A 10835-nucleotide genomic window follows, 5' to 3' on the forward strand; every position below is an offset into this window, starting at 1 on the left:
AAACGACCGATTCGGCGGGAGCGACTTTCGAACAAGTCCTAACGATCTCGGTGACAGACGCCAATGACACGCCGACTGCCATCGCAATTGACAACAGCAGCGTCACCGAAGATGCCGCCTCCGGAACCGTCGTCGGTGCGTTGAGCACAACCGATGCGGATTCGAGCGACACGTTTACATACGCTTTGGTCAGCGGTGAAGGTGACACCGACAACGCCGCCTTCACCATCGATGGCAGTAACCTTGTCACAGCGACAACGTTTGACTTCGAAACCCAAGACTCTTACTCCGTCCGAGTTCAGACGACGGATTCCGGTGGAGCAACCTTCGAGCAAACGCTGACGATCTCAATCATCGATGTGAACGAGACTCCCACCGCGGTTTCGATCAGCAGTACTGTCGTCACGGAAGATTCAGCCTCGGGCACCACCGTCGGCACCTTCAGCACCGCTGATGTCGATGCATCGGACACCTTCACCTACACGTTGGTCGCTGGTGATGGAGACACCGACAACGCATCGTTCACCGTTGATGGTTCAAACTTGGTGACCGCCACAACGCTCGACATGGACACGCAATCGTCCTACTCGATTCGAGTGCGAAGCACCGATGCGGGCGGCTCGTTTGTCGAGCAAACCTTCACAATCACCGTGACGGAAACCAACGTCGCCCCAACCGCCATCTCGCTTGACGACACTTCGGTCGCTGAAAATGCGGCCATTGGAACGGTCGTGGGTGGACTCAGCACCACGGACGCGGATGTTGCCGACACGTTCACCTATTCCCTGGTCAGTGGTGTGGGTGACACCGACAACGCATTGTTTGCGATCGACGGCGACAACTTGGTGACCGCAGCGACCTTTGACTTTGAAACTCAATCGTCGTACTCCGTTCGCATCCAGAGCTCCGATGCCGTCGGGGAGACGGTCAGCCAGTCCTTCGTGATCACCGTCATCGATATCAACGATGCTCCAACCGGATTGACGTTGGCCTTCCCAGCGATCGCCAGTGGTCAAGCCAGCGGATTCCTGGTTGGAGACTTGGGGGCGGAAGATCAAGACGCCGGTGAAACCTTCACGTTCGAATTCGTGTCTGGCGAAGGAGACCTCGACAATGACAAGTTCACCTTGGTCGACGGAGCACTGCGAACCGCGGAAGCAACCGACGACGCGATCCAAGCTCTCTACTCGATCCGAGTTCGCGTGACCGATTCCGGTGGACTGACCTTTGAGGACACAGCGGACCTGATCGTCACCGAAGAAAACGTGGCGCCGACCGGCATCGTGCTCGACACGACCACGGTTGCTGATGGTTCCGCAAGTGGAACCAACGTTGGCACGTTCACGGCGACCGACGCCAATGACTTCGACGAACACACGTTCGAATTTGTTGCTGGCGAAGGAGATACCGACAACGCATCGTTCACCATCGTGGATGGCGTGTTGACGACCAACTTCGAAGCCGATGCATCCACGCAATCCAGCTACAGCATCCGCGTGCTGTCAACCGACCGCTATGGATTGGCCGTGGAAGAAGTGCTCACGATCACCATTGAGACCACTGTGTGATCGTTGTCGTTCGGCTCACCCAAGTCTGGCTTTGTTCAGGCTTGGGTGGTCGGATGACGAATTCGAATGTCGCTGTTCATGCGACGTCGGCCCAAAGTCCAGTTCTTAGAACTGGAACGTCGCTCCGATGTTCAACCCGTGTGCGATGAAGCTGCTGGTCGTCATGTCGTAAGCCGGTTGATTCGTTCCCTTTGGTGCTTCCGGTGGGAATTGCGAAACGTTGCGATCGATCGCGTCGTCCACGCGAACGACATCGGACCAAACCATCATGCTGTATCCGATCGACAGCTTCATGTCGCGATGAACTTGAGTGGTCAGGTTCAATCCGATTTCAGGCAACACCATGAACGATGAATCATCGTACGTTCCGATGTTGGTTGATTGAGCGAGCAGACCGCCGGCAAAGGTGGATGATCCGCCGCCGGGGACCGTGTTGGTCGTTTGCCCAGCGATCGTCGTCTCCGCTCGGTTGACTCCAAAAGCAATTTTTGCATGAGCGTCCCAGGTCGTTGCTCCGGAACATCGTTGCAATTGCAGACCAATTTGTGCGCCGTGGAATTGGTTCTCCGCCTCGAACTGATCAAACAAGTCCACGGTCGTGCCCGAGATGATCGGTCCCTGTGCAGCGGTGTATTCCGAGGATTGATCGATTCGCAACATTTCCTCCAGGCTTCCGTATCGGTAGCCCAACAAGAAATCGACTCGTTGGCCTCGAATCGAAGACAACGAATGCCGGCGATTGAACTCGAACGAAGCCAACTCATTTTCTGCTTGGATGTTCACTGATCCAGAAAGAAAATCTGGATGAGCGATCAACATGGATGACTCTGCACCAGCACCGGTGTCGAAGACCGGCCGAGCCAACAACCCTCGGTTGCTTTGATAGGTCTCTTCGTCGCTGAAGATCCCCATCCCGCTCAGTTCAAATCCGTTGCCACAATTGTCGTCGCTCCAACCCAAAGTCACTCGCAATCCGGACCGCATCGAGTCCAGCACACTGTTGTTGCCGAACAACGTTGTCGTTCCCGCTTGCCCTAGCACTCCAGTGTCTTCCGGATCGGTGCCATCGGGGCTGGTCGTGACGAGAGGCGGCAGATCCATTCCGTCGAGCGACCAAAGCAAGTATTCCGCTCGCACCCAGAACCGTCTCGCTGATCGACGGATCGTGCATTGATCACAGTTTCCACATCCATCGCACGAACTGACAGCGTGACCATGGTAGGCTTCTTCGTACACTTCGTAGCCCGACGGGTCGTAGCCGAACGACTCATACGAAACGCCTTCCACGCCGGAATCACCTGGCATTTCGTCGGCAGTGACAACGTCTGAGCCCGCGACGCTCTTGCCGTTGATCGACTTGGGATTCCAAGTCATTTTTTCGGTCGGCTGAGAGGCTTTCGCCCGACTCGACGATCCACTGGGACCTTGAGCCGAGACGCTCGGAGATGCCAGCAGGCACCCGAGCAATGTGAGCCACGGTATGAGTCGGACAATATTCATAAACGAATGGGATGCAGGGGGATGCCCGTCATCGTTCGAGTTCAGGTGCTCTGATTCAAAAGTGCAGTGGATGGCTCGGACGGGCTGCGAATTTTCGCGAGTCGCGTGCATTTGATTCGCGTGATGAACGCGCAACGGATGCCGAGATCACTCTGCAACCATGCTTTACTACACACCAGCGAGCGTCGCCAACAAGAGAACCTGGTGAGATTTTGAGCAGAATCGAGACCACGATGCACAAATCTCTTTCGCCGCGAATGCCACGACGCAATCGGGCGAGCCAACTCGTGCCGAAGGAACGTGAATCGCGAGTTGATTGGTGGCTTGGAAATTGATTGGTGGTTTGGAAAGCGGCTGTCTGCCTACGAAAAAACCTCGCAAAACAATCTGCTTTGCGAGGTTCTTTCTGACAGCGGAGGACACGGGACTCGAACCCGCAACCCATTGCTGGGCAACTGATTTCGAATCAGCCTGCTAGCCATTCGCTTATCCTCCGGGCCTGTGCGTCATTCTGACAAAAGCCGTCATCCCGTCAAGTCATCGCGAGGTGCGACTTGGACGTTGAACTCAAATTGTTGCTGTCCTGACATCTGTTGGCGGATCTTCGAGAGCAACGTGGTGTCTCGAGACAGTCGATCTTCAATTTCGGCGGCACGGGGGTGGTCCGATGCCACTCGAATTTCTCCATCGGTCAACTGCAGGTCCACTTCCGTTCCGGGAGCCAACCCCATGTCTCGAAGGAATTTCCCCAATGTTTCGCGGATCGCGTTCAAACCGCTTTCGGACTCGCTTGCGTCCGAACCGGATTCCGAAGCGGTTCCGGCGAAAATGTCTGCAAATGAATCGCCGGACTCTTTGGGCTCTCGCAAATTCTCAACGATATCACCCGCTGATTCGATCCACTGCGAAGCAACCTGCCCCGTCGCTTGAACGGCACGGATTGCCAACCCGGAGTAGATCGGCAGCGACATCAGCGGCATCAGAAATGATCGGTGAGCCATCAAGCCGTCTTTCAAATGGGGAGGGTGTGAGGACTCGACTCAGTGTTTGTGCTGAGTTTCAAAGCCGTATTCCTTCAACCATTTTTCCCACTTGTGAGCTTCGTCGTGCGTTTTCAGCTGCAGCGTCTTCCATTCCACGCAGCGGTACTTCAAGTCATCGTGGCCATTGTGGGCGTGACGCTGAGTCTCGCACTTCAGGGTCTTCAGAGTCTTTTCGATTGTGTCAGCCGCCTTTTTGTCGTGAATGTGCTTGGCTTTCCATTCTTTGCAGCGATAGTTCACGGTTTCAGCAGCCGAAACTTCAGCGGCGGACGGAGTGGCCAGCGAAAAACCAGCAACCATCAATGACAACAAAACCAGACGAAACATGGGGTGGGATTCCTGGGTAGGGAACACAAGATGGGAAGTTCACAGTGTGTTGATTACCCCACAATCCCTCATCAGGTCAAGCCAAACTCAGGATTGCCGTCGATCGCGGTCATCAACAATCCGTTCGGTCGATCGGACTTGTCTTTCGTGTTTTTGTCCGGTCCCGACGACAGGCGACCTGCGCAAATTTGATAAAATCGAGCCCGTCTTCTCCGCCACGGCCAGAGGCACCTGACATCCAGTTCCTCGCCGTTGTTCGCTGCCCGTTCTTTCACGAAGTTGTTTGCATTGACTGACTCATCAGGCCCCCGAGTTTGGTTGATCACGGCGATCGTCGTCGGACTATTCGCCGTGGTGGCATACATCGCCCATGAGTCGGACGACCAAAGTGAACTCGTGGAGAAGCTTTCGCGAAAACTGGATTCTCCCGCGTCGGTCATCCCCAGAAGCGAACAGCCGACCGACGTGGTGCGAGTGACACCAACGGTTGTGGCTCAAAAGGATGTGCTTCCCGGGTCCTGGGTTTTGCAAAAGGAAGACAAACCTCGCCCGCGATTGATTCTGCCGTTTGCATCTCTGGAAGACGGCCCATCCGCAATCGAAACTGCGGGAGAAACTTCGGCGGAGCATGTCAACGAAGAAGGCTTTCTCGGTGCGGATGCTTGTGCGGATTGCCACCAAACTCGACACAGCAGTTTTCTGCTGACCGCCCACCATCGAACCAGCGGCCCCGCAACGACGAATCACATCTTGGGATCGTTGGACTCGCCGGACAATCAATTGACAACCAGCGATTCAGATCTCGCGGTGACAATGCACACAAAAGGAGACTCCGTCGTTCAGCAGGTCTCGCTCGACGATTGGAGCGTTGACGTTCCAATGGATGTCATCACAGGATCGGGGAAGGTTGCTCAAACGTTTTTATACTGGGACGAGGATCGACTCTTCCAATCGTTTGCATCGTATTTCAGCGGTGCCGACCGGTGGTTGACCAGCCCCGGATTTGAAGACCTCGACGCCAACTACGGCCGAGTCATTCGCACGGAATGCCTCGAGTGCCACGTGACGTTCATCGAACAGACCGAACCACCCAATCACTATCAACCTTCTTCAGCGGTTTGGGGAATTTCTTGCGAGCGATGTCACGGCCCGGGAAAAGCTCATGTCGAGTATCACGTCGCGAATCCGCAATCCAAAACGGCGGAGCACATTGTTCACCCAAATGAACTTCCCCGAGAACGGCAACTGGATATTTGTGGCCAATGCCACTCGGGATCGTTCGACTTCAAAAAGCCAGCCTTCAGCTTCCGGCCGGGCGATGACCTCAGCAAGTTTCATCACACCCTGAAGCCTGATTTCGACGACAGCGGCATTCACACCAGCAACCAACTGGCGCGTCTTCGAATGAGCGATTGCTTCATTCACTCAGAAATGACCTGCACGGCGTGCCATGATCCACACGTTGCTCAGCGCGGCGACGAAGCATTCTTTCGCCAGGCGTGTTTGAACTGTCATGAAACCGAGCATTGTGGGATGCGTCCCGAACTACCGGCCGACGTTGCTGACCAATGCGTTCAGTGTCATATGCCAAGCACTCAAATCGACGACCTTGCCGGCATGAAACTGCAGGGGCTGACTCTTTCGATGGCCGATCACTTCATTCGCGTTGATCGCGAGCACGCAAAGAAGATCAAGGACCAGACGACTGATTCCACCAAATGACAACGTCCGGTTCATTGCCCTTCGCAGTTCGCAGCAAGTTGCTGATCGCGAAATCGGTCTTTCCATCACCGTCGAAGTCATCGACTTCGATTGAAGCGTGCTGGTGAACTTTTTGCTGCACTGTCGTCGGCTGAAACACGCCCGGCTCGGTTTGGACCAACATCAAAACCGACGCCATTTCAAAACGTTCGAACTGTTTCTGAATCGGTCCCGCCATCAACGATCCGGCAACGACGTCCAAGTCGCCATCGCCGTCAAAGTCACCAGCCTTTGCCGATAGCACTCCGGGCATTTTGCATAGTTCATGAACCTTGTACGGAAACGTGCCCTCGTTTTCCAACCAGCAAATCGAATGATAAGGCTTCACACCTCGATCGAACGAATCTCCATTCGTCATCAGCACGTCCAAGTCACCGTCTTGATCCAAATCGACCAACTGAATGCCTGACAAACCAAACGCTGGATCGGGTGCAGCAAAGATCACCTCGCGTTGAAAACCACCTTCTCCATCATTCAGGAACGCTTCAACGGTCTCGTAACCCTGGCTGATCGCGGCGACAAAATCCATCCGGCCGTCATCATTCAGGTCCACGGGTGGTACATGAATGGATCCGTGACGGTCATCGACCTCATGGGCGACAAATCTTTTCGCCAATTGCTTTCCATCATCCGTCGAGGCCGCCGCCTCTGTCATTTGATTCTCTAGCAAAACAATTCGCCCACTTTGTCGCCAACCAAATTCAGCAACGATAAGGTCGATGTCGCCATCGTTGTCAAAATCGGCGGGTCTCGCATCGGCGACTCGGCCAAGCCCCTCCATCAAAACCACTTGTTCAAATTCGTCCTGCGACGGTTTTCGACGCAACCAGATGATTCGGCCAAGGTCGCTATCGTTTGCATCGAACTCCCCGATGTCTGCGACGACCAGGTCTTGGTGGCCATCGCCGTCCAAGTCACATGTTTCGGCATGCACCGGTTGAAAAAGAGTGGCGAGATGCTTCGAAGTCCCTCCGTCGGAATTGGGCCAGTGAGCGACAACGGCGCCACTGCCGATGTCGCAGTAGACCAAGGCCGGGCCATCTTTCATTCCGATATCGAGCCACCGCACGTTGGTCACCCCGGGCGGTCGAGGCCGTGATGATTCATCGCTTGCCAAGCCAACGGCCTGAGTCGTGAAATCAACCCTGCATTGGGGAAAGGACTTCGTCCAAGGCGACCAGTCGAACTTTTCAGGTGCTTGCATTTCAAAGAATGCAATGACATCGTCGCGAGCAGGAACCTTCAAATCCGTGCGTCCCGAGACTTCATACAGGTTGAGCCCTTGGTCGACTTCTCCCGGCCAATGGTCTCGTTCCGAACTGGTAGCCAACGGCAAAACGTGACAGTCTGCACAGAACGCTTTGACCTCGCGGCCGACACGGTCGTGCCAATCCTTTGATCGCTGCGCCGATGCGGGCTGAACCTTGGTGACTGGACTCGACGTACTGGCAACGGAGTCGTCAGCGCGTTCGCGGCATCCGCCGATGGACGCGAACAGCATCACGAGAGTGACAAAAACAGCGTGTGTTCGAAGATTTTGCATGGCAACAATACTATAGTGTCCGTCGCATTCGGTCGTCACTCATTCGGTGGCATTATTGATCACCGGCAAACATGGATGTTGCTAACCAGTCTGGCAGATACTGGCTGCGTTTGACCCAGCGATCCGTTTGAGCATTCGCCCCGGTTGTACGGCGAAACGGCAGCCACCGTTCAACAGACCGTTTGCCGGAACACTGCTGCCAACTTGCTTCGATCACCAAGCATCAACGACCGCAAATATCGTTCAAGCATCTCGAGACCAACATGCATTCAAGTAATCAGCCAAGCCGTTCCGGTGCTCGACGCAAGCTTGAAATGATGGTTCTTTTGTCATTTCCACTGACGTTCACGCCCGGTTGCGGAGAAAAAGATCTCCCCGAAGTACGGCAAACTCCAGAACGTCCCCTGGGTGAACTTCGATTGGCGATGCGGAAACAGAAATGGAGTGAAGCTTGGCAGTATTCCGACGCGGTATTGAAAGCCCATCCGGACGATGCTGACGCCATCGCCTCGGTTGCAAAGGTGGCACAGCATCTTGAGAAACCGAATGAAGTAGCCGACCTTCTGGTGAAGGCTTGCTCGGTGGAATCATTCAGCAACGACGGGCGGGTCCGCCAAGCCATGATCGCATTGGTTGGCGCAGGGCGTCTCTACGATGCAATCGATTTGCTTGAGAATACGATCCAAGCGGTTCCTTCACGCCATGCCACTCGTCGATGGCTGTACGACCTGTACATCAACAGTGGTAACCGTGCCGAAGCCCTTCCACACGGGCGAACCTTGGTTCGCCAGCGACAGTTCGACACCAAGCTTTTGCTTTCGCTCGGAATCCCTCCTTCGGCCAAAGATGATCTCGGATCCACGTTGGAAATTGTCCGCCGAAACCCCGACGACAAACGACCTTTGTTGCGCCAGGCGAACAAGTTGTTGAACTCTGGTGATATCGAAGAGGCGACAAAGGTGCTTCAGCAGATCACCGATCAACATCCAGAATTTGAACCAGCTCAATTGCTGCACGGATTGGCTCTCGCAGGAAGTGGCGACATCGACGCGTATGAGCAGTGGCTTTCCGAACAAGACGTTTCATCACTCGAAACCAGCGTTGAATACTGGATCGCGAAAGCGACCATCGCCGCCGCAGAAGAAGATTCCAAAGATGCGTTGCGTTTCTACTGGAATGCAAGCCAGCTAAATCCTGACCTTACGAAACCATGGTCTTCGATCCTGGAACTGACCGAAGAATTGGCGATCGATGCACCTGAAAGACTCGACGCTATTTCGAATCGCCTCGAAAGCCTGCAGCAGATTCGATCGTCCATGGAGCGTTTCGATCAGATGGGCAGTATTTCGCGGCGACTGGCGACTGACATCGCAATCGAACTTGAAAAACTGGGTCGGCTTTGGGAAGCCGAAGCTTGGGCATCCATCGCGATGACGCTCCCTCGAGACGACACGGTGGACGTCGAAGGTGTGCGAGCAAAGATCGTTACTCAGCTGACTGGTCAAACCCCATGGCAGGTGACCGAAGGGCGTCCAGAGTTACAGTCCGAGCTGCCAAATGAGTTGCAATAAGGTCTGACTTCAGCAACTACCAAAAAAGAACCGCCCTCCAAATGGAAGGGCGGTTCACATGTTTAACCGATACGGAAACGAAGGATCAGAGCTCCAATTCGATCACTTCGCGGCTTGCACGAGTTCCCAAAGCACCCCAAACGCCGTAAGGACTTTTTTGTCCTGGGTTAGGGAATGGAGCCGATGCGTTACCGGCTTCGATCGAGTCGGTGATGAATTTCACCGCACCGTCACCCATCAGGATGTGGACACCACCTTGGTGACGACTGCTGGGAGGAGCAATCGCACCGTTTTCTGGCCAACTGTCAGCACAAACGCCTTTGTTAGGAGCCAAGATCGTGTTCACGGTCGCGAACACAGGTCGAGCATTCGCCCAACGAGCACCACGCGACGTGGCAGCACCAAGACCACGAGGCTGGTCGCCAGGAGACTGTCCGGATCCGGGACTGTCGGGGTCGATCCAAAACTGTGGACGCTCTGGGTCCAAGAAGTTCTGTTCGCAGTGATTGGGGTTGGTCTGGTAGGTACCACCCGTCGTCACGGCCAACGAAGTCCGTTTGTCGCCATCATTCAAGTCCGTGGCGATCTCAGCCATTGCGATGGTGTTGGACAATCCGTCCAAGATGTCTCGGAACTTGGTCACATCACGAGGGATGAAGAAACCGCGGTTACGCGATTGCACTCCCATCGCCCAGTTGTTGACCGTCAAGTCACCATTCTTACCACCGTTCCAGCGGTTCATGTTGTCGCCAACACACGGGGCGTAGTTCGTACGTCCCATCGTTGGAGCACCACGGCCTGGATCGCTTGGGCAACGCAGGAACGGAAGATCCGTCATCCATGGCGAGTAATAGTTTCGGTCATTGCCGCCAGGAGTGGGAGTTGGACCCATCGGCGGGAACGTGATGTCAATCGTGCCATCATTGTTCGTATCGGCGGGGAACGAATTCGAGATTTGTTCCCAAGTTCCCTGAGCTTCCACGAATGGGGTCAGTCCAACCAGCATCGTCAACAACTCATGGTTGCCAAAGTTGTTGTTGTTCCACCAATTGGTCGCACCACCAGGTCCATTTGATAGGGGAGCAACTGGCGTCGTTCCACCGTAGTTGATCGGAAGTTGGTTATAGGCGGAATGATAGTTGTGCACCGCCAATCCCAATTGCTTGAAATTGTTGCTGCAACTCATGCGACGGGCAGCTTCGCGTGCTGCTTGGACGGCTGGCAAAAGCAGCCCCACCAAGACGCCAATGATGGCGATCACCACGAGAAGCTCGACCAGCGTGAAGCCGGTGCGAGATTTAGAACGACTCGACATAAAACAATTCTCCGTTTGGAAGAAAAACAACAAAAAAGTATCGAAAAGTGACAAGAAACGACGCTGGGTAGAATGGGGCGTTCCGGTCGAGAGGACCGAAACGCAATGATCCCAAAAAACGATCAATAAACGCCGGCGCCATGATCAGCGGCTAATTCCCCATCTGTTCGGCCATCTGCTTGTCGTATTCAGCCTGCTCCTCTGGAG

Annotated in this window: 8 protein-coding genes and 1 tRNA gene; 3 read left to right on the forward strand and 6 right to left on the reverse strand. The window is 54.7% G+C overall.

The window, feature by feature from the left end; genetic code table 11:
- Positions 1 to 1568, forward strand: a 1568-nt coding sequence (locus tag RE6C_RS03345; RefSeq protein ID WP_039961077.1) for a cadherin repeat domain-containing protein, incomplete at its 5' end; no start/stop codon positions are given.
- Positions 1569 to 1673: 105 nt separating this feature from the next.
- Here the strand turns inward: RE6C_RS03345 and RE6C_RS03350 are convergent.
- The 4 genes from RE6C_RS03350 to RE6C_RS03370 all read right to left on the reverse strand — a co-directional run bounded on the left by RE6C_RS03350 (position 1674) and on the right by RE6C_RS03370 (position 4438).
- Positions 1674 to 2942, reverse strand: coding sequence for a BBP7 family outer membrane beta-barrel protein (locus RE6C_RS03350; protein WP_008653864.1), 1269 nt, complete (start codon positions 2940 to 2942; stop codon positions 1674 to 1676).
- A gap of 539 nt (positions 2943 to 3481) precedes the next feature.
- Positions 3482 to 3563, reverse strand: a tRNA-Ser gene (locus tag RE6C_RS03360).
- A 29-nt stretch (positions 3564 to 3592) separates the two neighbouring features.
- Positions 3593 to 4069: a hypothetical protein gene (locus RE6C_RS03365; protein ID WP_236617913.1), complete on the reverse strand. Its 477-nt coding sequence runs from the start codon at positions 4067 to 4069 to the stop codon at positions 3593 to 3595.
- Positions 4070 to 4108: 39 nt separating this feature from the next.
- Positions 4109 to 4438, reverse strand: coding sequence for a hypothetical protein (locus tag RE6C_RS03370; RefSeq protein ID WP_007325957.1), 330 nt, complete (start codon positions 4436 to 4438; stop codon positions 4109 to 4111).
- A gap of 288 nt (positions 4439 to 4726) precedes the next feature.
- On the opposite strand from RE6C_RS03370, the gene RE6C_RS03380 reads away from it, so the two are divergent.
- The gene (locus RE6C_RS03380; protein WP_236617914.1) at positions 4727 to 6160 is read left to right on the forward strand and encodes a cytochrome c family protein; all 1434 of its coding nucleotides are present in this window, start codon (positions 4727 to 4729) and stop codon (positions 6158 to 6160) included.
- Here RE6C_RS03380 and RE6C_RS03385 read toward each other — a convergent pair.
- Positions 6129 to 7742 carry an FG-GAP repeat domain-containing protein gene (locus tag RE6C_RS03385; protein ID WP_008653875.1) on the reverse strand — a complete coding sequence of 538 codons (1614 nt, stop codon included), beginning with the start codon at positions 7740 to 7742 and terminating at the stop codon, positions 6129 to 6131. The two genes, RE6C_RS03380 and RE6C_RS03385, sit on opposite strands and share 32 nt — an antisense overlap.
- 314 nt (positions 7743 to 8056) lie before the next feature.
- Between RE6C_RS03385 and RE6C_RS03390 the strand changes: the two genes are divergently transcribed.
- The gene (locus RE6C_RS03390) at positions 8057 to 9313 is read left to right on the forward strand and encodes a tetratricopeptide repeat protein (RefSeq protein WP_008653877.1); all 1257 of its coding nucleotides are present in this window, start codon (positions 8057 to 8059) and stop codon (positions 9311 to 9313) included.
- An 85-nt stretch (positions 9314 to 9398) separates the two neighbouring features.
- Here the strand turns inward: RE6C_RS03390 and RE6C_RS03395 are convergent, their stop codons facing one another.
- Positions 9399 to 10628 (reverse strand): DUF1559 domain-containing protein, encoded by a 1230-nt coding sequence (locus tag RE6C_RS03395; protein ID WP_008653878.1) that lies wholly within the window; start codon positions 10626 to 10628, stop codon positions 9399 to 9401.
- Positions 10629 to 10835: the final 207 nt, after the last annotated feature.

The organism is Rhodopirellula europaea 6C (assembly GCF_000338295.1).
Lineage (GTDB): Bacteria > Planctomycetota > Planctomycetia > Pirellulales > Pirellulaceae > Rhodopirellula > Rhodopirellula europaea.

Excerpts from the sequence above, each read along its gene's own strand:
- RE6C_RS03385 (WP_008653875.1), bottom strand. The coding sequence starts at position 7,742 with ATGCAAAATCTTCGAACACACGCTGTTTTTGTCACTCTCGTGATGCTG.
- RE6C_RS03390 (WP_008653877.1), top strand. The coding sequence starts at position 8,057 with ATGATGGTTCTTTTGTCATTTCCACTGACGTTCACGCCCGGTTGCGGA.
- RE6C_RS03350 (WP_008653864.1), bottom strand. The coding sequence starts at position 2,942 with ATGACTTGGAATCCCAAGTCGATCAACGGCAAGAGCGTCGCGGGCTCA.
- RE6C_RS03365 (WP_236617913.1), bottom strand. The coding sequence starts at position 4,069 with ATGGCTCACCGATCATTTCTGATGCCGCTGATGTCGCTGCCGATCTAC.
- RE6C_RS03370 (WP_007325957.1), bottom strand. The coding sequence starts at position 4,438 with ATGTTTCGTCTGGTTTTGTTGTCATTGATGGTTGCTGGTTTTTCGCTG.
- RE6C_RS03395 (WP_008653878.1), bottom strand. The coding sequence starts at position 10,628 with ATGTCGAGTCGTTCTAAATCTCGCACCGGCTTCACGCTGGTCGAGCTT.